Source organism: Kitasatospora sp. NPDC008050 (assembly GCF_042957465.1).
In the GTDB taxonomy this organism is placed as follows: domain Bacteria; phylum Actinomycetota; class Actinomycetes; order Streptomycetales; family Streptomycetaceae; genus Kitasatospora.
The window spans coordinates 1-24,758 of the sequence record NZ_JBIBIJ010000029.1 but is presented as its reverse complement, the minus strand read 5'-3'; the positions used below and the strand labels follow the sequence as shown (position 1 = coordinate 24,758).

Genomic DNA, 24,758 nt, shown 5'->3' with positions numbered 1-24,758 from the left:
CTCCCCGTCATCCTGCAGACTCGGACCTCGTCGGCGTCCACCGCCGGACCCGGCTGCTCCCCGGTCAGTCGCGCGTGCTGACCTGGAGTCAACCTCAGGGACTTTCCTTAGGGAAGACTGAGTGCTTCCTGAGAGCAGGGGCAGAATCGGCTGAGACCGCATGGCGAAGGCCGGCCGTGCAGGTGCTGGCCGGCAGGTGCTGGACGAGAAGGGAGAGGGCATGGGAAACCCGCGTAGGCTGCGCCGGCTCGTGGTCGGCACGGTCACCTGGCGCTGGTCGGTGCACCATCGGCGCGGCGACGACTCCGGCGAGGTGCTGACCCTGCACCGGGAGGCCACCGGGGGGCGCCTGCGCATCGTCTTCCGGCCGGGTCCGGGGCGGCTGATGTCGGACGCCCTGTGGCAGACGGGCTCCGTCGGCTGCCGCGACAGCGGTGCCGTGCTCAACCTGCACGAGCCGAACGTGGTGCGACGGTTGCTGGACGCCGCGGCCGCCCGCGGCGCGCTGACCGGCCTGGCCGGGCGGGCCGAGCGGGAGGTCGACGGCTGGCCGCTCTTCGCGGAGCTCGTCGACCGCTGACCGCCCACCCAGCTCACGTTCGGGCCAGGGCCCCGGTCAGCTCTCCTCCTGGTGTTCGGCGTCCCGGTGTTCGGTGCCCTGCTGTTCGGTGCCCTGCTGTTCGGCGTCCCGGTGGTCGGCGAGCGCGGACCGGTGGGCCTTGGCGAGGTCGACGTAGAGCAGGGCGTTGACGCTGATCGCCTCGCGCTCCTCCTCGGTCAGCGGGCGCTTGACCTTGGCGGGGACCCCGGCGACCAGGGAGCCCGGCGGCACCTGCATGCCCTGCGGCACGAGGGCCTGCGCCGCGACGATCGAACCGGCGCCGATCACCGCGCCGTTGAGCACGGTGGCGCCCATGCCGACCAGGCTGCCGTCCTCGATGGTGCAGCCGTGCAGCACGGCGTTGTGCCCGATCGAGACCCGCTCGCCGATCGTCATGGGGAACCCGAAGTCCACGTGCACCGAGCAGTTGTCCTGCACGTTGCTGCCCGCGCCGACCACGATCGGCCCGCAGTCGGCCCGCAGCACCGCCCCGTACCAGACGCTCGCCCCGGGGTGCAGCGTCACCTCGCCGACCACCACCGCCATCGGTGCGACGAAGCACTCCTCGTCCACCACCGGCCGCTGGCCACCCACCGCCGCGATCAGCGCGCGCTGCGCCATGATGCTGTCTCCTTCTGGTAGTCCGTAATCGAGTTGACCGATGACACCCTGGCACATGCCCGCTCGGCGCCGCCGCGGCGTCAGCCCCGCATGCTCGGTGGGCCGCTCCGGCCGCCTACGCTGCCTCGGCCGCCTACGCTGCCTCGGCCGCCTACGCTGCCTCGGCCGCCTACGCTGCCTCGGCCGCCTACGCTGCCTCGGCCGCCTACGCTGCCTCGGCTGCCGCCGACCGCTGCCGGGCGAGGAAGGCGTGGAAGGTCTCGGCGTCGCGTCCGCCGAGCGGGGCGCCGTGGGCGAAGCCGACGGCACGCACGTCCTCGGGGATCCGGGCCAGGCTGCCCGCGCGCAGGGCGGGGTCGGCGGCCAGGGCGGCGGGGCCCAGGGCGGGCCGGCCGCGGTTGAAGGCCGCGTCGCCGAGCAGCACGGTGTGCGTGGGCTCGTGCAGCAGGACGATGTGGCCGGGCGTGTGGCCGGGGGTGTGCAGGACGCGCAGGCCGCCGGAGTTCTCGATGAGTTCGCCGTCGTCGAGCGTCGCGTCCGGGGTGGTCGGCGTCCAGTGCAGCTTGGGGAGGCGGTCGATCAGGCGCCCGAGGGCGCCGGAGCGCCCGGCCGCCGGGACGCGTCCGGCTGCCAGCCAGGGCTGGTCGGCCTGGTGGATGAGCAGCCGGGCGCCGGTCAGCCGGCGCAGGGTGGCGGCGCCCTGGACGTGGTCGGGGTGGGCGTGGGTGAGCACCACGCGCTTGACGTCGGTGGGCCGGTGGCCCAGCTCCGCGACGGCGGCGAGCAGCGTGGTGGCCGCGCTCTCCCAGCCGACGTCGACCAGGGTGAGGCCGTCGTCGCCCGCGACGAGGAAGGCGTTGTCGCTCTTCGTGGTGGCGACGCGGGTCACGCCGGGAGCGAGCTGGGTCATCGGGGGCTCCTCAGGGATGGGCAGACAGATGGCCGGACAGATGGGCAGGCGGACGGCCAGACAGACGGGCAGACACTTTGCGAACGGTGTACGCGAATGACGATAGTGCGCCGCGTACACTGTTCGCAAACACGTTCAGCAGGGCTTGAGCACGGAGGTACGGATGTCGACCGGGCGGACCGAGGACGTCATCTGGCTGCGCCCCGAGCAGGCGTCGGTCGGCCGGCCCGCCGAGCGCAGCCGCGCCGAGATCACCGCCGCCGCCGTCGATTTGGCGGACCGGGAGGGCCTGGACGCCGTCTCGATGCGCCGGCTGGCCGGCGAGCTGGGCACCGGTGCGGCCTCGCTCTACCGCTACCTCGCCACCCGCGACGACCTGCTCGACCTGATGACCGACGCCACTGCCGCCGAGTACGCCCTCGCCCCGCCCAGCGGTGACTGGCTCGCCGACCTCGTGGAGGTCGGCCGGCAGGCGCGCGCCATCATGCGGCGCCACCCCTGGCTGCCCGCCCTGGTGGCCGCCCGGCCGACCCTGGGGCCGAACGGTGCCGGGCTGCTGGAGCACGTTCTCGCGGTGCTCGCCGACCACCCGGCCGCGGCGGCCACCAAGTTGGAGGCGTTCGCCATGCTCAACGCGGTCGCCACCGCGCTGATGCAGCACGAACTCGGCGGCGGCGAGGCCGCCCAGCAGCGCCAGGCCGCCTACCTGTGGCACCTGGCGCAGCAGGGCGAACACCCGCACCTGGCCGAGCTGGTGGGCCGGCTCGCCCCGGCGGCCGGCCCCACCGACCGGGCGGACGACATCCTCGCCCGCGTCCTGCGCGGCATCCTGGAGGCGGGGCCGGCTCACTGACGAGGCGTCAGTCCGACGACCGCGCAGGCTGCTTGGCCTCGCTCGACGCGGTGTGCCCGGCGCCCTCGGAGCGGCCGCGCAGCGCCGAGGCGAGCGCGCCGATCAGCGCCATCACCGCGGCCGCGCCGAAGACCGTGACGAGCCCGTGGTGGAACGGTCCGGAGACCAGCTCGGGGAAGAACCGCGTCCCGGTCAGCGTCTGCGCGTTCGAAGCCGGCAGCGTGTGCAGCACACCGCTGGGGCCCAGTAGATGACCCACCGGGTTGTTGCCCAGGAAGGTGGCGAACAGCGTGCTCACCGGCGGCAGCGCGGCCACCTGCTGGGCGGTGGCCGCGGGGACCTGCTGCGCCTGCAGACCGGCGCTCAGCGTGTGCGGCAGCGTACCGGCCAGGCCCACCACCATGAGCGAGAAGAAGAGCCCGATCGACAGCGCCGTCCCGGAGTTCTGGAACGTCGAGCGCATGCCGGAGGCCACCCCGCGCTGCTCGGGCGGCACGCTGCCCATGATCGCGGAGGTGTTGGGCGCGGAGAACATGCCCTGGCCGAGTCCGCTGAGCAACAGCAGGGCGGCGAAGGCGGGGTAGGAGAAGTTCACCGGCAGGGCGAGCAGGCCGAGGAACGAACCCGCCACCAGCAGCAGCCCGGTGGTGGCGAAGAAGCGCGCGCCGAAGCGGTCCGACAGGTAGCCGGAGGCCGGGCCGCCGATCAGGAACCCGACGGTCAGCGGCAGCATGAAGATGCCCGCCCACAGCGGGGTGCGCTCGAAGTCGTAGCCGTGCAGCGGCAGCCAGATGCCCTGCAGCCAGATGATCAGCATGAACTGCATGCCGCCGCGGGCGATCGCGATCAGCAGCGCGGCCAGGTTCCCGGCGGCGAAGGCGCGGATCCGGAACAGGCTCAGCTGGAACATCGGTTCGGCGATCCGGGTCTCCGCGATGCAGAACGTGAGGAGCAGCAGCACGCCGGTGCTCAGCCCGCCGATCACCCAGGGGTTGGTCCAGCCGGTGGAGTTGCCGCCGTAGGGCTGGATGCCGTAGGTGACGGCGGCCAGCAGGGTGCCGGCGCCGGCGGTGAAGGTGAGGTTGCCGATCCAGTCGATCCGTCCTGGCCTGCGGGTGCCGGTCTCGCGCAGGCTGCGGTAGGACCAGAAGGTGCCGATCACGCCGATCGGGACGCTGACCCAGAACACCGCGCGCCAGTCGATGGTGGCCAGCACGCCGCCGACCAGCAGGCCGAGGAACATGCCCGCGAGCGCGGTGATCTGGTTGATGCCCAACGCCATCCCGCGCTGGCGGGCCGGGAAGGCGTCGGTGAGGATGGCGGCCGAGTTGGCGGTCAGCATCGATCCGCCGACGGCCTGCACCACCCGGAAGCCGATCAGCCACAGTGCGCCCGGGCCGCCCCGGAACGGGTCGAGCGAGAGGGCGAGCGAGGCGCAGGCGAAGATGGCGAAGCCCAGGTTGTACATCCGGACCCGGCCGAACATGTCCCCGAGCCGCCCGAGCACGACCACCATCACGGCGGAGACCAGCGTGTATCCGAGGATCATCCAGAGCAGGTAGCCGATGTTGGCGGGGGCCAGCGGGTCCAGGCCGATGCCGCGGAAGATCGCGGGCAGCGAGATGATCACGATCGAGCTGTCGATGGTCGCGATCATCACGCCCATCGTGGTGTTGGAGAGCGCGATCCACTTGTACCGCTCGCCCACCTCCCGCCCCGCGCCGCCGGCGGTGCTGCCGTGCGCGGTCCCGGTCCCGGTCCTGCTCCTGCTCCTGCTCCCGCCCCCGCGACCGGCGGGGGCGCTCACAGCCGCTCCGCGAGGCGGTCGAGCAGCGGCAGCAGCCGGAGCAGTTCCTGCCGTTCGGTGGGGTCGAACTCATGCTCGATGGCGCCGGCCAGCAGCTGCACGGACTCCGAGCGCCGGTCGGTCAGCAGGTGCCGGCCCGCCTCGGTGACGCTCAGCACCGACCGGCGCCCGTCACCGGCATCGGGGCGGCGCAGCACCAGGCCGCGCTCCTCCAGCCCGGCCAGGGTGGTCGCCATGGCCTGCGGGCGCACCCGCTCCAGCTCGGCGAGCGAGCCGGGGGAGTCCGCGCCGTCCCGGTCCAGCCGGGCCAGCACGGAGATCTCGGAGTGGCTGAGGTCGCCCACGGTGTGGGCCTGCCGCACGCGGCGTGCGATGCGGCCCACGACGAGCCGCAGCGCGGCGCCCGTCTCGACCGCTTCGTCCGTGGGTGGTGTCGTCTCGTCCATGTAGTAACAATAGATTAATCAATCAGATGTAACTACCCCTTTGGCTCCTCCGGCTCCGGCTCCTCCGGCGACCCGAGATCCGCGATCGGCGGCTCTCAGGTGCCTGGCTAGTGCGTCAGGGTCGCCTCGATGCCGGCCAGCTGCTCGGTGAGCGCGGTGGCCACGTGGCCGTGCAGTTGGTGCAGGTTGATCGCCATCCGGAGGTGCTCGGCGGCCTCGTCCAGGCGTCCCAGGTCCACCAGGAAGCTGGCGTACCACTTCTCCACCACCGCCTGCAGGTGCAGGAAGCCGGTCTCCCGGGTGGTGGCCAGGATGGTGGCCCACAGGGGTTCGGTGGCGGCCGAGTTGCCCAGGATGTGCAGGATCTGCGCCTCGTTCAGGGTGGCCAGCAGATTGAGCGTGGAGGCCGGGTAGCCGGCCAGCAGCCGGCGGGCCTCGCGGGCGTGGGTCAGGGCCGCCACCGGGTCGCCCGCCATCAGCTTGATCGTGGCGGCGTAGCCCTGTGCGGCGCCCTGGTGCTCGGGCAGCGCGGCGACCTCCGGGGACTGGCTCAGCTCGACCGCGCGGTCGGCCAGTTCCCGGCCCCGTACCGGGTCGCCGCACTCGGTGCTGATCAGCGCCAGTGAGTAGACGGCGCGCAGATGGGTGTTCCCGTCCGCGGGCACGGTGCGCTCCACCGCCTGCTCGGCCAGGCTCAGCGCCTCGGCCTGGAAGGAGACGCCGAACAGCGCGTTGGCGCAGGCGCCTTCCAGGACGGCCAGGGCCTGGGCGGACCCGGTGCGCTCGGCGGCCCGCAGGCCCGCGCGCAGGCAGACCAGCTCGTCGGTGAGCCGGCCGGTCCCGTAGTAGAGGCTCTCGGAGATGCGGGCCATCCGCCAGGCGTGCTCATGGCGGCCGTCGGTGCTCGCGGCGGTGACCAGGGCGCGGATGGTCGGCTCCTCCGGACGGAACCAGGCCAGCGCGGCGCGGGCGTCGGCCGGCTGCGGGCAGGCGAGCGGCGGGTAGGTGCGCTCGCCGTAGCCCTCGATCCCCGGATCCAGGTGGTCGGAGGCCAGCCGCAGGGCGGTCAGGTAGTAGTCGAGCAGCCGGTCGGAGCTGAGCTTGCGCTCCTCGGCCGGCTGGTCCGCGTACAGCTCCATGCTGAACAGGCGGATCAGATCGTGGCGGGTGTAGCGGCCGGGGATGTTCTCGGTGAGCAGGTGGTAGGCGGCCAGCTCGCCCAGCGTGCGCCGCGCGTCGTGCAGTTGGCAGCCGAGCAGCGCGGCCGCCGCGTAGCCGTCCACCTCACGGCCCGGGTGGGCGGCCAGCAGGGTCACCAACCTGGCTGCGGTGGAGGACAGGTGACGGTACGTCAGAGTGAGCGCGGCTCGGACGCTGGTGGCGCCCTGGGTGTCCAGGGTGTGCAACCGGGTACGTTCGTCGGTGAGTTCGGCGACCACGTCGGCGATCGCCCAGGTCGGCCGGGAGGCCAGCCGGGAGGCGGCGATCCGCAGGGCCAGCGGCAGGCGGTCGCACAGGGCGATCAGGCACTGCGCGGCCTGCGGTTCGGCCTGGACCCGCAGGGGGGTCAGGACCCGCTCCAGCAGCCCCAGCGCGTCGTCGTCGGGCAGCGCCTCCAGCCGCAGCAGCGCGGCGCCCTCGGTGACCACCAGGTCCTCCAGCGAGTTGCGGCTGGTGACCACCGTCGCGCAGGCCGGGCCGATCGGCAGCAGGCCGACGACGTCGGCCGCGCTGCGGGCGTTGTCGAGCACCACGAGCAGTCGGCGCCGCTCGGTCTTGGTCCGGTACAGGGCGCCGCGGGCGGCGGCCCCCTCGGGGATGTCGCCCTCGGCCACGCCCAGCGCGATCAGGAACTGCCCGAGGACCTCGCTCTGGGCGGTCGGGCCGGCCGGGTCGAAGCCGCGCAGGTCGACGAAGAGCTGGCCGTCCGGGAAGGCCTCGGCGGCGCTGTGGGCCCAGCGGATGACGGTGGCGCTCTTGCCGACGCCGGCCGGGCCGACCACCACGGCCAGGCCGTCGCCGACCCGGTCGGGGCCGCACTCGCGGTCCAGCCAGTGCGACTCCAGGCTGCGGCCGACGAACCCGGCGATCTGGCGCGGCAGTTGCCTGCTGACGGCGGGGGCCGGGGTGCCCGCGGCGGCGGTCGGCTCGGCCGGGAACCCGATGGCGGGCTCGGCGTGGGCGGGCGCGTGGGCGTGGGCGGGCGTGGGCGCGGTGGATGCGGGACGGGGCGCGGGGTCGGGCGTGGACGGCTCGGCGACGGCGGGGGCGGTCGGCTGCTCGCCCGCGGTCTGCCGTTCGCTCGGGGCCGGCTGCTCCGCCGCGGGCCGGTGCGGCGGGCGGGGTGCGCGGAGGCTGTCCGGAGCCGGAGCCGGAGCCGGAGCCGGAGCCGGAGCCGGAGCCGGAGCTGGGGTCGGGATCGGGGTCGGGGCCTCGTCGGTCAGGGCGGCGGCGAAGGCGGCCCGGAGCATGGGGCCGGGGGTGACGCCGAGTTGGCTGTCCAGGCGCTCGCGGGCCTGGTGGTAGGCGCTGAGCGCGTCCGCGATCCGGCCCGCCTGGTGGAGGCAGCGGATCAGCAGCGCGGCCATCGGCTCGCGCAGCCCGTCCGCGCGCACGCTCTGCTCCAGCGCGGGGACCGCGGCGGCTCCGGTGCCCAGGCGCAGCTGCAGCTCGGACCAGCTGATCAGTACCTGGGTCCAGGACTCCTGGAGCCGCCCGGCCAGTGCCCGGCGCAGCTCGGTGTCGGGCAGGTCGGCCAGCGGAGCGCCGTGCCACAGGTCCAGCGCCTGCTGGAGCAGCGCGGCGGCTTCGCCATCGGGGACGGTGGTCTGCGGAGTGCTCGGCGCGGGCTCGGTGCCGCCCGCGGCGTCCTGGGCCGCCGGGGCTGCTTCGGTGCGGGTGACGAGGTCGTTGAAGCATCCGAGGTCCACCTGCTCCGGCGCGCCGGTGAGCAGGTAGCCGGGTGCGCGGGTGTGCAGCGTGAAGGTGCTGTCGACCAGTACCTTGCGCAGCGCGGCGATGTGCCCCTGCAGCGCGGCCCGGGCGTGGGCGGGCGGGCGGTCGCCCCAGAGCAGTTCGAAGAAGCGCTCGATCGCGACCGGTCGGCCCAGCTGCAGCGCGAGCAGGGCGAGAACCGCCCGCCGCTGGGAGCCGGCCACCTCCAGGAGCCTGCCGTCCTCGGCCCGCAGTTCCACCGGGCCCAGCAGCCGAATCCCCATGTGTCCCCTTACCTCTGCCCCCACTGCATCGGTTGGAGTTGCCAACCGGGCGAGCAGTCTAACCATGGCCGGCGAGGGAAAAAGACCGTGTTTGGCCGTCTTGTTGATGTCCTGTTACGCAGTCTGATCGCTACTGAATGGCTGTGATCAGGAACTGTCGTGCGCCGTCGGGTTCTCAGGGATCTTGACCGTTCGACCGGAAAGGTTCAACAGATCGCTGTGATCTCCGTCATATCCTCCGTATCCGTCCTGGTCGGGGCCGCCCTGGGACTGCCCCCGGGACTGCCCCTGCCCCCGGACTGCCCCCGGTCCTGGGCAGGCCAGGGTCGGGGGCAGTCCGGGGCGAGCGGCGAGGTGGCGGACGGACGGTCAGGGCTTGCCGGTGGAGACGAAGATGTCGACGGTGGCCCCCGCCGGCAGCCGGGTGCCGCCCGCAGGCGACATGCTGATCACCACTCCGGCGGGGACGTGCCAGTCGGTGAAGGGCTGGACGCGCCCGACCAGCAGCCCGGATGCGATGAGGGCCTGCTCGGCCGCCGCCTGGGACTGGCCGACGAGGTTGGGCACGATGGTGACGGCCTGGCCCGGTTGCGGTGAGGTGTCGGGACCGGCGGAGGGGGTGCCGTGGCCCATGCTCGGGCTCGGGCTGGGCGCATCGCCGGTGGGTGTGCCGGTGGGTGTGCCGGTGGGCGAGGTGACGGGGGAGGGTGTGCCGTTGCCGTTGCCGTTGCCGTTGCCGGTGGGCGAGGCCGCGGGCGAGGGCGTCGGGCTGTGGTCGGCGCCGAGGCCGGCCACGGCCGCCACCGCCCGGCTCGGCGGCTGGTTCGGGGCGTGCAGCGCGAAGGCGGTGCCGCCCGCGAGGGCGACAGCCGCCGCCGAGGCGGCCACCGTGAGGACGGCGCGCCGGCGTCGGGTGCGGTGCAGGATGGCCGAGCCGTCGAAGGCGGGCGTCGGTGCCTCGTTCGCGAAGTTGTCCATGGCCTGGGTGAGTGCCTTTCCGAACGCTGAGTCGGGAGTGGGGTCGGTGCGAACGAGCCGATCGGCCCGATCGCGGTGGTCGTCGGCGGGCAGCGGAGTCATCACGCACCTTCGAACTGGACGGGCCCCAAGGGCCCTCTGGCGGTTGAGCGGTCCACGAGATCCCCTGCCGGTGCTTCGCTCCGCGGTACCGAGCTGCGCAACTTGGCCAGACCGCGGGCCAGTTGGGAGCGCACCGCGCTGGGTGAGATACGCAGGATGTCGGCGATCTGTTCGTCGCCCAGGTCGTGGAGGTAGTGCAGCACCACGACCGTGCGCATGCCGATCGGCAGCGCGTGCAGGGCCTGGACCAGTTCCTCGCGCAGGTCCACCAGCCGGTACGGGTCGCGCGGATCCGCGTGGTCGACCAGCTCCGCCCGCTCGCCCCGGCGCCGCAGCCCGCGCCACCGGTCGTTGGCCAGGTTGACCACGATCCGGCGTACGTAGGCCTCCGGCGAGTCCGTGACCGCCACCCGCCGCCAGTTCCGGCAGGTCTTCTCCAGGGCCTCCTGCAACAGGTCCTCCGCCACATGCTGACTGCCGGTCAGGATGTAGGCCGTGCGGAACAGCGCCGCGGAGCGCTGCTCGACGAATTGGACGAAATCGACCTGTGGGGCCTGCCTGCCCCGCTTGCCCAGCCTCACCAGCCGTCCGCCGATGCGTTCACGCGTGGTCTCTCCTCTTCGAGCCGTTGTCTCCGCACCCATGACGGCGGCTCGAAGCGCTGTGCTGCACCGGAGCGGCAGAAGTGACGCGGCTCACATGTCGGCCGGTCCGCTCGACCCACGCGCGGACGACGGCGCGGCGGAGCGGGCCGGGCCTGCGGCCTCCCAGTACCCCGGCGCCCGCGCCGCCCGCCCGCGCAGGTCGGCCCGGACCTGCGCGGCCAGCCGCCGGGTGTCGCGCCGGTTCAGCTGCGCGCCGAGCGCCGAGCCGATCAGCAGAGGCGTGAGCGAGGGCAGCTTGCGCAGCGAGCCGCGGGTCAGCCGGCGGGTGACCTGTCTGCGCACCCGGGCGCCCGCGCCCATGGTCAGCAGCCCGCTCGGCTGCAGCAGGCTGATGCTGTCGATGCCGCGCCGCTCGGCCCAGGCGCCGACGTAGGCGGTGGCCCGCTCGGTGCGGCTGCCGACGGCCGGCTGCCCGTAGGCCTCGTGCAGTTCGGCGATCAGCTTGACCTCCACGGCCGCCACCGCCAGCAGTTCCGCCGCCAGCTCGGCGGTCACCGCCACGGTCGGCACCACGGCCGCCGCGCCGACGCCGGCTCCGATCGTGGTGGTGGCGCGGGCGGCTCCGGTGGCCAGCCGGTCGGCCAGCTCCTCGGGGGTGGCGGCCTGCGGGAACTGGCGGCGCAGCGTGGCCAGGTCGCGGACCGGGATCCGCGGGGCGGTGGCGAGCAGCCGGTCGGCCAGCGAACGGCTGCCGACGGCGGCACGGTGGGAGGCCGTGGCGGTGCGGCCGGCGAGGGACCGGCTGACCCTGCCCAGCGTGGCCCGGGTCCGGGCCTGGGCCCGCTCCTGTTCGGGTGCCCGTCCCTGCTCGGGTCCCCATTCCTGTTCGGCTGCCCGGCCTGTGCCGGGTGTCGGCGCGGCGACGGCGTCCAGGGTGGCCAGCTCGGCGGTCAGCTCGGCGATCCGTCGCTCCGCTTCGGTGGTGTCGCCGGTGGGGCCCCCAGTGGGGCTGTCGGTGAGGCCGTCCGCGGTGCCCTCGGCGCGACCGGCCTCCGGGCCGCGGCGGCGGTTCCTGCGAAGAATGCCCATGCCTGTCGCGTACCCGCCCTGGCCGGTGTCACGCGGGCGCGGCCGACCACGCCGGTGACGGCCGGCCGGCCGCTCACCGTCACTACTCGTGCACCGGTCTGAGCTTCTGGCCGTCGTCGGTTCGTGAAGCCAGTTCCCGAAGCCGATTCCCGAAGCCGATTCCTGAAGTCGGTTCCTGGGGCTGTCGGTTTCCGATCGCTGCGGGTCGTACCGCCGGTGGCCCGGTCCGGACGGCCAGGGCCCCGGCGGTGTCTTCGGGAGGTGAACATTCGGTTGCCGCTCTGTTGCTGCCCGTGATTTTCGGCCCTTGATCACCGCTTTTCGGCCCCGCAAGGGGGCCGTCTCGGCCGTTCGGGGGTGGCTTTGGCCCGGGGGAGACGGCGCGTGCGCGGTCGCCGCCGTCGCAGGGGCCGGTGTCGGGTGGGGCCCGGCGAGTCGACTGTGGCGGTTGTGGCGATGAGTTTCGGTCGATCTGGCGCGGCGGGCGCTGGCTGTCCGGCGCTGATCGATTATGGGCATGTCAACTCCGTGTGGTGATACTGCGGTCACTGTCCGTTCAGTCGACCAAGGGAGTTCGACATGCGAACCAAGAACGTCCTCGCCGCCGCCCTCGCCGCTGCCGCCACCCTCGCGCTGGGTGCGGCGACCGCCGCCCCCGCGACCGCGGCCCCCGGCGTCCGCACTCAGGCGGCGCCCACCATCGCCACCCCTGCCCCCGACGCGCTGGTGCTCACCCTGACCGGTGCCAACGGGCAGGGCGTGGCCCAGTGGGAGCACACCGTGATGCTCAGCTGTCAGCCCACCTCCGGTGGCGACCACCCCGACGCGGCCGCGGCCTGCGCCGGACTGACCGGTGTCCAGGGCGACTTCGCCGCCCTCCCGGCTGCCCACACCGCCTGCCCGGAGATCTACCTGCCGGTGACGGCCGCCGCCCAGGGCTTCTGGAACGGCCAACCGCTCTCCTACCAGCAGACCTTCACCAACCAGTGCAACGCGATCCGGGCCACCGGCCAGATATTCAACTTCTGACCGACGAGACCAACTGGCCAACCGGACACAGCACTTCGAAGGCCCGGGTCCGACTCGACCACCGAGTCGGACCCGGGCCGTCCGTGGCTTGCGGCCCTCCGCGCCGGACGCCGCCTCGGCCCTCCCGCGCCGGACACCGCCTCAGTGCTCCCACGCCGGGCGGCCGCCTCAGGCCTCCGGCGCCGGGTGCGCTGCGGCGGGCTGCGGCAGGTCCCGGATGCCCAGGATCGGCGAGGCCAGCACCCACAACAGCGAGAGACTGCCGCCCGCGGCCGCGATGAGCAGCGCCGCCCGGACGCCTATGACGGTGGCGAGCAGGCCACCGAGCAGGGCGCCAAGCGGACGGATGCCGTAGTTGACGGTGCTGAAGGCGCCGGAGACGCGGCTGCGCAGGCCGTCGGGGATCACGGCAGCCTGCAGGGAGTTGAGGTTGATGTCGAAGAACATCAGGCCGGCGCCCGAGAGGAACTCCGCCGCGGCCAGCGCCCCCGTCCGGGCGAGCAGCGGGCCGCTCGCGATGGTCGCGAGGGCGATCGGCGCCGGGAACAGCACCGTGCCCAGGGCGATGCCGCGCCCCACGCCCAGCCGCCGCGAGAGCCGTGGGGCGAGCACCGCACCGAGGAAGCCGCCGGTGGCGCCGGCCCCGAGGGCCAGCCCGATGGTGCCGGCGGAGAGTCCGAGGGTGCGGCCGGCAAAGAGCACCAGCAGTCCGCTCGTGATGAAGGTGAAGAAGTTGACGGTCGCACAGCAGCCGAGGCAGGCGCGCAGCACCGGATGGCGGGCGATGAACACCAGCCCCTGTCGGGCGCGTCCGAGCATCGAGAGCTCCGCCGTCTCCCCGGCCGTGCGGGGCGGCTCCTCGATGGGGATCCGTCCGACCAGGAACGCCGAGGCCAGGAACGACAGGGCGTCGGCGAGGACGGCGACCGGGGCGCTCAGCGCCTGGACCAGGGCGCCACCGATCGCCGGACCGGCGACGTAGGAGGCGGAACGGCTCGCGCTGAGCCTGCTGTTGGCGTCGAGATAGCGGTAGGGCGGCACCAGACGGGTGAAGAAAGGGGGATAGGCATTGTTGAACAGCACGCCCGCGGCACCGGTCAGCGCGGCCACGGCATAGAGCTGACCCATCGCCACCTTCCCCGTCAAGGAGGCGATCGGGAGCGTGGCCAGGACCGCCGCGCGCACCAGGTCGGCCAGCACCATCAGTCGGCGCTTGCGGCGCTGCTGGTCGACCCAGGCCCCGAGGAAGACCGCGAGCAGGTTCGGGGTCCAGATCACGGCGGTCAGCGAGGCGACCTGGCCGGCCGAGGCGTGCAGGGTGCCGACGGCGATCAGTGGCAGTGCCAACTCCGATATCCGGTCGCCGAACTGCGAGATCGACTGGCCGGCCCAGAAGCGGCGGAAGCGCCGATCGCGCCAGAGCGGGCCCGCCGAGGGCGAAGAGGCGGCGTCCGAGGGCGCGGGGCGGGTGGCACTGCTCACGACGCGCCACCGCCGTCCGCCTGCTCGCCCGCGACCTGCCCGTTTGCGACCTGCTCGCCCGCGACCTGCCCGTTTGCGGCCGGTGCGCCCGCGACCTGCTCGCCCGCGGCCGGTGCGCCCTCGTCCGCGTCCGAGGCCTCCGGCAGCACGTACCGCATCAGCCGCACCCCGCGACTGCCCACCGGCCGCTCGGCCGGCTCCCGCATCACATACGGCGCGAGCAGCCGCTCGATCGCCTCCCCGAGCTCGGCGAGCTCCTCGGTGGTGAGTACGACGCGGGTGTTGGCCAGGCCGCCGAGCCGTCGCCACTCGGGGGCGAGCTCGGGGGCGACCTCGGTGATCCAGCGGTTCGGCAGGTCGCCGGAGCGCAGGAACATCTGCTGGGACAGCGCGCGGGCCGCCGCCGCCCCCTCGTCGTCGCCGCCGACCTCGAAGCGGAAGCCGCGCGCCACCGCCTGCCAGCGCCGCTGCCTGCGGTCGGGGCCCGGTTCGGCGTCGCGGACCAGGCCGAAGCCCGCCAGGTGGCGCAGGTGCCAGCTGGTCACGGTCGGGGTCGCGCCCACCTCGGGGGCCAGTTGTGTGGCGGTCGCCGGGCCGTGGCGCTGCAGGCGCTCCAGGATCGCCAGCCGCACGGGGTGCGCCAGCGCCCGCATCGTCTGCGGATCGGTGATCTCGATGTCGCCCAGCTGATTCGTGGGACTGCTCGCATCCATGATCTGAGAGGTTCCTCTCAGATATTGTGAGAGTCAAGCTCTATAACTCTGCGCAGTCAACCGTGTTGCATCCGTGGCCATCGGGCGGACTACGGTACGGGCATGACAGATGACATTTCCGTACGGGTGACCGAGGAGTGGACGGGCTTCGCGGAGGTGCCGCCGACCACGCTGGCGGACCTGCTGGGGCGCGAGCAGGTGATGGACATCGGCATCCGTCCGCTGTGGTCGGGGAGCCCGCGGGTGGCGGGGCCGGCGTTCACCGTGCGGTGTCCGCCGGGCGACAACCTCATGCTGCACGCGGCCATCCACCGCGCGGGGCCCGGGTCGGTCGTCGTCGTCGAATCCGGGGACCTGGACCACGCGCTGGCCGGCGGCAACGTCTGTGCCGTCGCCCAGCGCCGCGGCATCGCGGCCTTCGTGCTCGACGGCGTGATCCGCGACCTCGCGGAGGTGCGCGCGATGCGGTTCCCGGTCTTCGCCAGGGGCGTGATCCCGATCCCCGGCAGCAAGGCGGCCGTGCGGCCGCTCGACGTGCCGGTGCGCTGCGGCGGTGTCCGGGTGAGCCCCGGCGACATCGTGGTGGCCGACGAGGAGGGCGTCGTCGTCACGCCCCGGGACCGTCGGGAGCAGGTGCTCCGCGACGCCCGGGCGAAGCTGGCGCAGGAGGCCGGGGTGTCCCTCGACGACTGGCAGGCCGCCCATCGCGCCCGGATCGACGCGATCCTGCGCGCCCAGGGTTTCGAAGGCTGACCGGTGACCGTTAAGACCCAGCCACCGGAACCTCGCCGTTCTCACCCCTCCGGCCGCCCGCCCGTAGGGGGCGTAGGGCGGTGCCGGTCCGCACAGGCGACAAGAACACGATAAGAAGTCGTCAAGAACGAGCTGCGAGCGCTCCCGCGGTTGGCTATTGGCGTCAAGAAGGCGCTAAGCAGTTCAGGTGCAAATCGACGATGTCACCACCGCGGCGCCGCAGCGCCCCGCCGGCGTGCCGGCCGGACCCGAGGTCATGCCTCCCGAGGTCGACCTGCCCGAGACCCTTGGCTACCGGGTGAAGAAGGTCCTGCTGGGGCCGCCCCTGGTGACCTCGGAGCTGCACAACGAGAAGCTGTCGAAGCCGATCGCGCTCGGTGTGCTGGCCCCGGACTGCATCAGCTCCAGCGCCTACGGCACCGAGCAGATGCTCACCGTGCTGGTGCCCACCTTCGGCGTGCTGGGCTTCGCGCTGGTGATGCCGGTGACCGGCGTCATCCTCGCGCTGCTGCTCCTGCTCACGCTCTCCTACCGCGACGTCGTCATGACGTACACCCGGGCCGGTGGCTCCTACGTGGTCGCCCGGGAGAACTTCGGCCCGCGGGTGGCCCAGGTCGCCGCGGTCGCGCTGCTGATCGACTACATCGTCACCGTCGCCGTGCAGACGGCGGCCGGCACCGACGCGGTGGCCTCACTGCTCCAGCTGTTGTTCCACACGAACATCGACTCGGAGAAGCTCTACATCACCCTCGGCGTGGTCTGCCTGCTCTGCTACGGCAACCTGCGCGGCATCCGCGAGGCCGGCAAGGCCTTCTCGCTGCCCACCTACCTGTTCATCCTGGCCACCGGCCTGACCGTGGTCTTCGGCCTCATCCGGCTGTTCACCGGCACCCTGCCGCACCTGAGCGACGCCGACCTGCACGCCACCGGCGTGATCGACATCGGCCACTCGTCCGGCAGCCTGATGACCTTCGCCTCGATGTTCGTCCTGGCGCGTGCCTTCGCCAACGGCGGCTCCTCGCTGACCGGTCTGGAGGCCATCTCCAACGGCGTCAGCGCCTTCCGCGAGCCGCAGGGCAACAACGCCCGCCGCACCCTGGTGGTCATGAGCGCCACGCTCGGCGCCCTGGTGCTCGGCGTCTCCGTGCTGGCCTGGAAGACCCACGCCGTGCCGTTCACCTCCGGCAGCCCGACCGTGCTCGCCCAGGAGGCGCACCTGGTGTTCGGCCAGAGCGGCTTCGGCTCGGTGATGTTCGCCTTCGTCCAGGTGGCCACCGCGCTGATCCTCTACACCGGCGGCAACACCTCGTTCAACGGCTTCCCGTTCCTGGCCAGCTTCGTCGCCGAGGACTCCTTCCTGCCCCGGCAGCTGACCATCCGCGGCCACCGCCTCGCCTTCTCCAACGGCATCATCGTGCTCACCGGTGTGTCGCTGGTCCTGCTGCTGGTCACCGACGGCGACCTCAGCCGGCTGGTGTCGCTCTACGCGATCGGCGTCTTCACCGGCTTCGTGATGGCCGCGAGCGGTCTGGTGAAGTACCACTGGACCCGCCAGGAGAAGAACCGCACGGCGAAGGTCGCGGTGAACGCGGCCGCCGCGGTGGCCTCCGCCGCGGTCGTGGTGATCTTCGCGGTCACCAAGTTCACCGAGGGCGCCTGGACGGTCGTGGTGATCTTCCCGATCGGCGTCTGGGCGCTGATCCGCACCAACTCCCGCTACCGCGCCGAGAGCGCCGCGCTGGCCGCCGCGCCGGCCTCCGCCAGCCTGCCCAACCGTGACCGCAGCGCGGTCTTCGTGCTCGTCGACCGGCTCGACCTGTCCGCGATCCGGGCGCTGCACCACGGCCGCAGTCTGCGGCCCACCGAGCTGCGCGCGGTGCACTTCATGGTCGACGACCGGCACGCCGAGCGGCTGCGCGCCGAGTGGGAGCAGAGCCGGGCCGCGGACGTCCCGCTGGAGATCGTCGACTGCCCGGACCGCCGGCTGCGCCGGGCCACCGCCGAGCTGGCCGCCCGGGCCACCGCCGACGGCCGCACCCGGGTCACCCTGGTGATCCCGCGCCGCGCGTACGGCACCTTCATCGGCCGGCTGCTGCACGCCCGGGTCGGCGACCGGATCGCCGGCGCGGCCAGCCGGCTGCCCAACGTGGCGGCCACCATCGTGCCGTTCGACGTCAGCCAGGCCATCGACGACATGGGCACCGTGGCCCGGGAGGGCGCCGCCGTGCCCGCCCCCGCCGTCGGCGGATCGCGCGGCGTCAAGGGCCTGCAGACCCCGCCCGCCGACTGCTCGCCGCTCGACGGGGCCACCGTGCCCGCGCCGCGCACCGACGGCCTGACCCACATGCGCGACCTGGTCTGGCGCGAGCGGGCCGGCGTCGAGGGCCAGGTGCGCTCGGTCAACCTCACCCCGGTGTCGGGCGTGCCGCGCCTGGAGTGCCGGCTCTACGACGAGACCGGCGGCATCACCCTGATCTTCTACGGCCGCCGCGACGTGCCGGGCATCAGCCCCGGCGTGCGGCTGCGCGCCGAAGGCATGGTGGGCAACACGGACGGGCGGCTGACCATCGCCAACCCGACCTACACCCTGCTCCCCAAGGCCGAAGCCCCGGTCGAGAGCTGAGAGTTCACCGCGTCACGCGGTCGGCGGCGGTACCGAGGTCCCCTCGGTACCGCCGCGGTCGTTCCCGGACCTTCTCCCGCCCGGCGGGGGGTGTGGTTAACCCCACCCTCCGGTAGTGGCAACCCCCCTGCGGCTTCGGGGTGGTGGCCGCATGGCTGCGGTGGGTGGCGAATCCGTACGTTTCATGGTGTCAGCGCAGGTCACTGCGGGGGCGGGGGCCCACCGGCGATCCAGCACGGGGCATCGGGGCCCGTTCGAGGACCCAGGGGAGACGCCATGCCACCGATCAGCACCACCCTCGCCGGCGCCACGGCCACCGCGCCGCCGCGCACCGGCAGCGAGTTCGCGCCACTGCTGCGGTCGGTCCGGGACGCGGGGCTGCTGGAGCGCCGGACCGGCTGGTACGCGCTCTGCATCGCCGTCAACGCGCTCACCCTGGCCGCCACCGTCACCGGCCTGCTGCTGGTCGGGGACAGCTGGTGGGGGCTGCTGCTGGCGCTGCCGCTCTCCCTCGGCTGGGCCCGCACCGCCTTCCTCGGCCACGACGCGGGCCATGCCCAGATCACCAGCGGCCGGCGGTCCGGGCGGGTGCTCGGGTTGCTGCACGCCAACCTGCTGCTCGGCATGAGCTACGGCTGGTGGAACGACAAGCACAACCGCCATCACGCCAATCCCAACCACCTCGACAAGGACCCGGACGTCGGTGTCGGCGCCATGGTCTGGACCCAGCGACAGGCCGAGCAGCGGGCCGGCTTCGCCCGCTGGCTCACCCGCAACCAGGCCCGGCTCTTCCTGCCCATGCTGATGCTGGAGGGGATCGCGCTCAAGGTCTCGGGCCTGCAGGACCTCAAGCGCCAGGCACCCCGGGAACGCGCCGTCGAGGGTCTGCTCCTGCTGCTCCACCTGGTCGGCTACGCGAGCCTGCTGCTGACCGTCTTCTCCCCGGGCCGCGCGCTGGTCTTCGCCCTGCTGCACCACGCCCTGTTCGGCCTGCACCTCGGCCTGGCCTTCGCCCCCAACCACAAGGGGATGGAGATGCCCGACGGGCAGGACGAGGGCTGGGGCCACCTGCGCCGCCAGGTGCTCACCTCGCGCAACGTGCGTGGCGGGCTGGTCACCGACTGGGTCCTGGGCGGCCTCAACTACCAGATCGAGCACCACCTGTTCCCCAACATGCCGCGCCCGCACCTGCGACGGGCCCAGCCGCTGGTCCGCGCGCACTGTGCGGCGGTGGGCATCCCCTACACCGAGACCTCGCTGTTCGACTCCTACCGCCAGGCCTTCGGTCACATGCACGAGGTCGGCGCCCCGCTGCGGAAGTGAACTCGGGCCTGACCTGCGCGGATCACGATCGCGGCAGCTGGCAGACTGGCGGCATGAACGATGAGCGCCGTCCCACCGAACCCGACTCCCACGTCCCCGAAGCCCGGGTCGACGACATCCGCTTCGGGATCGTCGAGCTGACCGTGGATCCCGAGCAGGGCCGTATGGCGGTGACCGGTCCCAAGCTGCCGCCGGTGAGCCTGCGGCGCAGCGCCGGCACGGACTCCGACCGCCGGTCCCCGATCGGCACCCGGGCCCCCGCGCGGCTGGAGCTCGTGATCGACGGCGCCGTGGTGGCGGTCGACCCCGGCCTCGGCTTCGTCAGCCGGCGCTCGCGCCGCGTCGACGTCCGTTACGACGGCCGGTACTACCGGCTCACGCCGACCGCGGACGACCGCAGCACGCTGCTCCGCGACGACCACCGGATCGGTGAGTTCGTCCTGTCGCCGCGCACGGTGGCAGGCGCGGACTGGGACGTCGAGTCGCAGATCGCCCCGGTGGAGGCGGCGCTGGGCTACGTGCTGGCCGCGGCCTTCGGCGTCGGGGCGCCGGGGTTCGTGAAGTCCGCGATCGGCGCCGGCACCGTCGCGCCGCCGTTCTGAGGGGCCGGGTACTGCCGGGCCGTCAGCGCCCCGGCAGGTGCCCGTCAGTGCCTCGGCAGGTGCAGGGTGAAGGCCTCCGGCGTCCGGTCGGTGTCGCCCGGCAGCAGCTCGCTGCCGTCCGCACCGAAGAGCAGGGTGCACCCGCGGGCGTCGACGACCGCCGGCAGGCCCTCGGCCAGGTTCGAGGGGTCGGCGACCTGCAGCAGGCGCTCGGTGGTGTGGGTGCGCAGGTCGTAGCGGTAGTAGCCGTAGGCTCCCGGGGCGGTGCCGGGCAGCAGGTTGTCCGCGGTGGAGGTGAAGAGGACCTGACGGTCGTCCGCGCTCATCCCGATCATGAAGGAGCTCCGGTCACCCTGGGCGCCGCCCGGGGCCGCGCTGACCACCGTGGTGGTGCCGTGCTCCAGGTCGCGCACCATGACCTGGCTCGGCGCGAGGTAGTCGTTGTCGAGCGAGGTGAACACCGCGTAGCGGCCGTCGGCGCTGATCGCTCCCTGGCCGACGGCGGCGGTGCTGCCGTCGGGCTCCACGCTGGCCACGCTGGTGCGCCCGGTGCGCAGGTCGTGGACGTAGAGCGGGTAGAACCGTGCGCGGTGCGGCACCAGGGCCCCGCCGGTGGGGTCGGCCAGGCTCGGGTCCAGCGAGATGAAGGACACCCGGGAGCCGTCCGCGCTGATCGACGGTTCGACCGAGCCGTTGCTCGCCTGGCTGCCGTCACTGTGCACGGAGGCCCGCACGGTGCTGCCGGTCCGGCGGTCGAAGACGAAGATGTCGACGGCGTTGTCGGTGTCGCCGGGGACCAGGTCGGTACGGGTCGAGCGGTAGGCGATGTAGCGCCCGTCCGCGCTGATGGTCGGCTCGTCGCTGCCGCCGACCTGCGGCAGCCGGCCACTGCCGGTGCTGACCAGCGTGGTGCGGTGGGTGCGCAGGTCGCGCAGGTAGACGTTGGCGACGCCCTTGGTGGCCCCCGGGGTCAGGTTGTCGGCCGTCGAGCTGAAGACGACGTAGCGCCCGTCGGCGCTGATCCCCCCGCCGTTCCCGTAGGAGTCGGGCAGGCCGCCCGAGGTGCTCAGGTCCACCTCCTCGACCCGCCCGCTGTGCAGGTCGCAGACGAAGACGCCCTGGTTGCCGTTGCCGCCCAGGGCCGTGAGGTTGTCGGCGAGCGAGTCGACCAGCGCGTAGCGGCCGTCCGCGCTCAGCGCGTCCGGGTCGACGCGCTGGTCGGGCTGGGCGCCCCCGGGTGCCAGGCAGACCTGGGTCGGTGCGGGCGGCGGTGCGGCGGCGAAGGCGGGCGCGGCGCCGGTGGCCGCGAGGACGGCCGCGACGGCGCAGGCGCCCGTGGCGGTCAGGATCCTGGCACGACGGAGTCCGAACAAGGGGTCCCCTCCCGAAGCGGCCGTCCCCACGGCCGGTGACCGGACGAACGCATAGGCCGTGTCTCATAATTCGCCCGGCGGGAATTATGCGACACGGCCTAGAGCCAAGCGCTGTCGGTGCGCCCAGTCAACCGGTCGGGAGACAATGTCCTTACTCCGCCAATGGCTTGACAGTCAGTCAGAGATCCGCTGCGGTGCCGGAGTTCAGCCGCTCGCCAGGGCCCGGGTCACTGCAGGGTGACGATCTTGTGCATGCCCAGCACCGCGTGCGGGATGCCGGTGCTCTCGTCGGGCACCATGCAGAGCAGCACGTAGCGCCCGGGCTGCAGGCCGTGCGCCTGCACCGAGGCGGTGTGGTCGGTGGACATGGCGCCGAGCCCGGTGGCCGGCCCGGTGAACGGTGACTTGGGGGAGCCGCCCCGTTGGACCTCCCGCAGGTACCGCCCGATCTGCTCCTCGGTGGTGTCCGCGCCGATCGGCCGCAGCTCCATCTCGTGGATCTGCTGGGACTCGTCGTGCACCAGGTAGGCCAGGTGCGCGTGGTCGACGTCCTCGGTCTGGAAGCTCCGTTCGTGCTCGATCACGATGCCGTCGTCGAAGCGGGCCTGGTTGGCGCTCTGCCCGTTGGTGCCGGCCAGGGTGAGCAGCTTGGCGACCGGGTGGGCCGGGTCGTTGCGCAGCGCGGTGAGGTCCAGCAGGTAGACCGGGCCGGGCGAGATCTCCTCGGTGAACTGCTCGTGCACCTGCGGGGTGACCAGCGCCCCGCCGAGCAGGTCCGCCTCCTTGTTCACGGCCCGGATGCCGGCGCGCGCGGTGCTCGGTGCGGGGCTGACGGCCTTCGCGAGGTCCTGGTAGACCTGTTCGGCCGTCACGCCGGCGTGCGGGCGCAGCAACTGGAGCTGTCGGCCGTTCGGGTCGTCCGTCTTGACCCGGAAGCTGACCAGGCCGCCCTTCGCGGTGTCCGGGGCCTGCAGGCCGGAGGCGCCGATGCTCACCTCGATGGGGTGGTCCTCGGGGGAGGCGGCGCCGGCCACCCCGCTCGCGCCGACGCTGGTCGCCAGCGCGAGGGCCGAGACGGTCGCCGTCCGCGCCAGCCTTGTGAACACGTGATCCAACATGAAGATCCTTCCGACGGGTTGTCACCGGCGCGAAGCATCCCCCGCCGCGCCCGGCAGAGCACCCATGGCGCCAGAAGGCGACCGTTCGGGCTAGGCCTGGCTCAGCGGCTCAGCGGCTCAGCGGCTCAGTGGCTCAGCGGCGCGCCGAGCGCAGCGGCACGCCGGTGGCGACCAGCGAGTCGTCCGCGGGCCGGTACGGCAGCGGCTGGTCGGCGGGGCGGAAGCCGGCCAGGTGCACGCTGAGGTAGCGGCGCCAGGCGTCGGGGGCCCGGCCGACGGTGTCCTCGATCAGGCCGCGCATCGACAGCACGCAGAGGTAGACGTCGGTCAGGGTGAGGTCCGCGCGGACGGTGCCGGCCTGCTGAGCCTGCTTCAGCAGCGCGTCGGCCAGCGCCCACAGCTCGGTGCGGCGGGTGTCCGCGGCCGGCGGGGCCATCTGCCACAGGCGCGAGAGGCAGCCGCAGTGCGCGGCCATCGCCCGGCCCATGTTCCACAGCGCGGCCTCCAGGGCCTGGCCGGGCGGTTCCTCGGCCAGCACCTGGCGGGTGCTGTCGATCAGGTGGTCGAGGAACTCGTCGTTCAGCGCGGTGATCAGCGCGTCCTTGGTGGGGAAGCGCCGGTAGAGCGTGCCCATGCCGACCCCGGCCCGCCGGGCGATCTCCTCGACGCCGGCGTCGGGGCCGAGTTCGCCGAAGACCTCCCAGGCGGCCCGCAGCAGCCTTTCCCGGTTCTGTGCCGCGTCGCGGCGCAGCGCCTTGCTGCCGGTCGGTGCGGGTCCGCCTGGGGGGCTGGTGGTCATGCGACGGTCGATCCCTCGGGTCCGGGTGCCTGATGCGGTACGGCCCGGTGCTCCGGCTCGGCGTCCGCCGGGCCCGTGTGCCGGGTCGGGATGAGCAGTGCGGCGACCGCCGCGAGCACCGCGGCCCCGGTGAGGAACCAGAACGTGCCGGTGTAGCCCGAGTCCAGGGGGAACGGGTGGGTGGCGGTCACCCCGGAGGCCAGGATACTGGCCGCTACGCTGCTGCCGATCGCGCCACCGATGGTGCGGATGTTGGCGTTCATGCCGCTGGCCACGCCGGTCTGCGCCGGCGGCACCGCCTCGACCACGATCGAGGACATCGAGGAGAAGGCCAGCCCCATGCCGATGCCCATCAGGCTGGAGGCCAGGTAGATCTGCCAGCCCCGGTCATGGGCCAGTGAGAGCAGCGCGAACGGCAGGATGGTGAAGGTGCCGCCGACGACCAGCACCAGCTTGGAGCCGAACCGCGCGGCCAGCGGACCGGTCAGCACGCCGAGCACGAACATGCCGATCGTCATCGGCAGCATGTAGACGCCCGACTGGGTGATGCTCGCGCTGAAGCCGTAGCCGGCCAGCTCGGCGGGGGTCTGGACCAGCTGCGGCAGGAAGGTCATCGCGGTGTACATCACGACGCCGAACAGCAGTGCGACCAGGTTCGCGGTCCACACGGCGGGTATCCGCATCATCCGCATGTCGATCAGCGGTGCCTCGGACTTCAGCTCGACCACGATCCACAGCGCGGCGAAGACCACGGCGACGGCGAACAGGCCCAGGATCCGGCCCGAGCCCCAGCCCCAGCTCGGGCCCTCGCTGACCGCGAGCAGCAGGGCGACCAGCCAGACGGAGAGCAGCAGCGCCGCGCCCCAGCTGATCCGCCCGGGGGTGCGCACGGGGGACTCGGGGACGAACAGCAGGGTGGCGACGGTGGCGATCGCCGTCATGATCATCGGGAACCAGAACAGCCAGTGGTAGTCCAGATGGTCGACGATCGGACCGGCCAGCAGCAGGCCCAGCCCGCCGCCGACGGCGGTCAGCGCGGCGGTGACGCCCACCGCGCCGCGCACCCGGGCGGCGGGGAACTCGTCGCGGATGATGCCGAAGGCCAGCGGCAGCACGCCGCCGCCCAGGCCCTGGATGACCCGGGCGACGATCATCAGGCCGATCGAGTTGGACAGGCCGGCCAGCGCCGAGCCCGCGGTCAGCGCCACCAGCGTGACCACGAGCATCCGCTCCTTGCCGGCCTTGTCGCCGATCCGCCCCAGGATCGGGGTGGCGACCGAGGCCGACAGCAGGTAGCCGGTCATCAGCCAGGTGGCCGTGGACTGACTGGTGTGCAGGTGCTGCATCAGCGTCGCCAGCACCGGGATGATCAGCGACTGCAGCAGGGAGTACGCCGCGACCCCGAGGAGCAGCACGGCGAAGGTGACGTTGTAGTGCGGGCGGGCCTTGGTCTGAGCCGTGGCCGCCGTGGATGTCCGAGCCATAGGTGTGGGCCCCAGGTGGGTAGGAACCGGAGATTCGACTCCGCATAAGCAGGCTCAAGGAAGCTAGCAGAAGCGGAGAACCTACTCCGCATCGGGGCCCACACCTCTCCTGACTCGGCCGCTCAGTCGTTCAATCAGCCGGTCCTACGTTGTTGGTGTGGCAGAGGGGCCAGTCGTATGGTCCTGAGGCCCAGGGACACCGGGTATGGCTTTCAGCCGGTTGCACGCG

The 24,758-nt window shown here is 73.0% G+C and carries 20 protein-coding genes and 1 pseudogene; 7 read left to right on the top strand and 14 right to left on the bottom strand.

All coding sequences use genetic code 11. From position 1 onward, the window contains the following. The first annotated feature begins 220 nt into the window (after positions 1-220). Positions 221-580 carry a hypothetical protein gene (locus ACFZB9_RS34825; protein WP_391453896.1) on the top strand — a complete coding sequence of 120 codons (360 nt, stop codon included), beginning with the start codon at positions 221-223 and terminating at the stop codon, positions 578-580. Positions 581-616: 36 nt separating this feature from the next. Here the strand turns inward: ACFZB9_RS34825 and ACFZB9_RS34820 are convergent, their stop codons facing one another. After that, positions 617-1,222: a gamma carbonic anhydrase family protein gene (locus tag ACFZB9_RS34820; protein ID WP_391453895.1), complete on the bottom strand. Its 606-nt coding sequence runs from the start codon at positions 1,220-1,222 to the stop codon at positions 617-619. A gap of 205 nt (positions 1,223-1,427) precedes the next feature. Further along, on the bottom strand, positions 1,428-2,132 hold the full coding sequence (locus ACFZB9_RS34815; protein ID WP_391453893.1) for an MBL fold metallo-hydrolase: 705 nt from the start codon (positions 2,130-2,132) through the stop codon (positions 1,428-1,430). A 163-nt stretch (positions 2,133-2,295) separates the two neighbouring features. Here ACFZB9_RS34815 and ACFZB9_RS34810 point away from each other — a divergent pair, with 163 nt between their 5' ends. Next, positions 2,296-2,985, top strand: coding sequence for a TetR/AcrR family transcriptional regulator (locus ACFZB9_RS34810; RefSeq protein WP_391453892.1), 690 nt, complete (start codon positions 2,296-2,298; stop codon positions 2,983-2,985). Between the two features lie 7 nt (positions 2,986-2,992). Here the strand turns inward: ACFZB9_RS34810 and ACFZB9_RS34805 are convergent, their stop codons facing one another. The 6 genes from ACFZB9_RS34805 to ACFZB9_RS34780 all read right to left on the bottom strand — a co-directional run bounded on the left by ACFZB9_RS34805 (position 2,993) and on the right by ACFZB9_RS34780 (position 11,230). Then, the gene (locus tag ACFZB9_RS34805; protein ID WP_391453958.1) at positions 2,993-4,651 is read right to left on the bottom strand and encodes an MFS transporter; all 1,659 of its coding nucleotides are present in this window, start codon (positions 4,649-4,651) and stop codon (positions 2,993-2,995) included. Between the two features lie 137 nt (positions 4,652-4,788). Beyond that, the gene (locus ACFZB9_RS34800) at positions 4,789-5,238 is read right to left on the bottom strand and encodes a MarR family winged helix-turn-helix transcriptional regulator (protein WP_391453890.1); all 450 of its coding nucleotides are present in this window, start codon (positions 5,236-5,238) and stop codon (positions 4,789-4,791) included. Positions 5,239-5,345: 107 nt separating this feature from the next. Next, a complete protein-coding gene (locus tag ACFZB9_RS34795) occupies positions 5,346-8,456 on the bottom strand; it encodes a BTAD domain-containing putative transcriptional regulator (protein ID WP_391453888.1) in 3,111 nt (1,036 codons plus the stop codon). Positions 8,457-8,825: 369 nt separating this feature from the next. Further along, entirely contained in the window at positions 8,826-9,536 is a 711-nt protein-coding gene (locus ACFZB9_RS34790) for a PASTA domain-containing protein (RefSeq protein ID WP_391453886.1), read from the bottom strand. Continuing rightward, the gene (locus ACFZB9_RS34785; protein WP_391453885.1) at positions 9,536-10,117 is read right to left on the bottom strand and encodes a SigE family RNA polymerase sigma factor; all 582 of its coding nucleotides are present in this window, start codon (positions 10,115-10,117) and stop codon (positions 9,536-9,538) included. Before ACFZB9_RS34785 ends, ACFZB9_RS34790 begins: the two co-directional genes overlap by 1 nt. A gap of 114 nt (positions 10,118-10,231) precedes the next feature. Then, positions 10,232-11,230 carry a hypothetical protein gene (locus tag ACFZB9_RS34780; RefSeq protein WP_391453884.1) on the bottom strand — a complete coding sequence of 333 codons (999 nt, stop codon included), beginning with the start codon at positions 11,228-11,230 and terminating at the stop codon, positions 10,232-10,234. Positions 11,231-11,809: 579 nt separating this feature from the next. Between ACFZB9_RS34780 and ACFZB9_RS34775 the strand changes: the two genes are divergently transcribed. Next, on the top strand, positions 11,810-12,259 hold the full coding sequence (locus ACFZB9_RS34775) for a subtilase-type protease inhibitor (protein WP_391453883.1): 450 nt from the start codon (positions 11,810-11,812) through the stop codon (positions 12,257-12,259). A 168-nt stretch (positions 12,260-12,427) separates the two neighbouring features. On the opposite strand, the gene ACFZB9_RS34770 is transcribed toward ACFZB9_RS34775, so the two are convergent. Then, positions 12,428-13,741, bottom strand: a complete 1,314-nt coding sequence (locus ACFZB9_RS34770; protein WP_391453882.1) for an MFS transporter — start codon at positions 13,739-13,741, stop codon at positions 12,428-12,430. Beyond that, complete coding sequence (locus ACFZB9_RS34765; RefSeq protein ID WP_391453881.1) at positions 13,738-14,454, bottom strand: ArsR/SmtB family transcription factor; 717 nt, start codon at positions 14,452-14,454, stop codon at positions 13,738-13,740. Before ACFZB9_RS34765 ends, ACFZB9_RS34770 begins: the two co-directional genes overlap by 4 nt. Before the next feature lie 102 nt (positions 14,455-14,556). Between ACFZB9_RS34765 and ACFZB9_RS34760 the strand changes: the two genes are divergently transcribed. The 4 genes and pseudogenes from ACFZB9_RS34760 (at position 14,557) to ACFZB9_RS34745 (ending at position 19,755) form a co-directional block, all read left to right on the top strand. Next, the gene (locus ACFZB9_RS34760; RefSeq protein WP_391453879.1) at positions 14,557-15,207 is read left to right on the top strand and encodes an RraA family protein; all 651 of its coding nucleotides are present in this window, start codon (positions 14,557-14,559) and stop codon (positions 15,205-15,207) included. Positions 15,208-15,463: 256 nt separating this feature from the next. Next, positions 15,464-17,395 (top strand): annotated as a pseudogene (locus ACFZB9_RS34755) (APC family permease); the annotation flags it as partial. A 711-nt stretch (positions 17,396-18,106) separates the two neighbouring features. Next, a complete protein-coding gene (locus ACFZB9_RS34750; protein WP_391453877.1) occupies positions 18,107-19,153 on the top strand; it encodes a fatty acid desaturase family protein in 1,047 nt (348 codons plus the stop codon). Between the two features lie 53 nt (positions 19,154-19,206). Continuing rightward, positions 19,207-19,755 (top strand): hypothetical protein, encoded by a 549-nt coding sequence (locus tag ACFZB9_RS34745; protein WP_391453876.1) that lies wholly within the window; start codon positions 19,207-19,209, stop codon positions 19,753-19,755. A 44-nt stretch (positions 19,756-19,799) separates the two neighbouring features. On the opposite strand, the gene ACFZB9_RS34740 is transcribed toward ACFZB9_RS34745, so the two are convergent. The 4 genes from ACFZB9_RS34740 to ACFZB9_RS34725 form a co-directional block, all read right to left on the bottom strand. Then, positions 19,800-21,128 carry a TolB family protein gene (locus ACFZB9_RS34740; RefSeq protein ID WP_391453874.1) on the bottom strand — a complete coding sequence of 443 codons (1,329 nt, stop codon included), beginning with the start codon at positions 21,126-21,128 and terminating at the stop codon, positions 19,800-19,802. A gap of 227 nt (positions 21,129-21,355) precedes the next feature. Next, positions 21,356-22,246, bottom strand: coding sequence for a hypothetical protein (locus ACFZB9_RS34735; protein WP_391453873.1), 891 nt, complete (start codon positions 22,244-22,246; stop codon positions 21,356-21,358). Between the two features lie 133 nt (positions 22,247-22,379). Next, positions 22,380-23,045, bottom strand: coding sequence for a TetR/AcrR family transcriptional regulator (locus tag ACFZB9_RS34730; protein ID WP_391453871.1), 666 nt, complete (start codon positions 23,043-23,045; stop codon positions 22,380-22,382). Beyond that, the gene (locus tag ACFZB9_RS34725; protein ID WP_391453870.1) at positions 23,042-24,529 is read right to left on the bottom strand and encodes an MFS transporter; all 1,488 of its coding nucleotides are present in this window, start codon (positions 24,527-24,529) and stop codon (positions 23,042-23,044) included. Before ACFZB9_RS34725 ends, ACFZB9_RS34730 begins: the two co-directional genes overlap by 4 nt. Between the last annotated feature and the right edge of the window lie 229 nt (positions 24,530-24,758).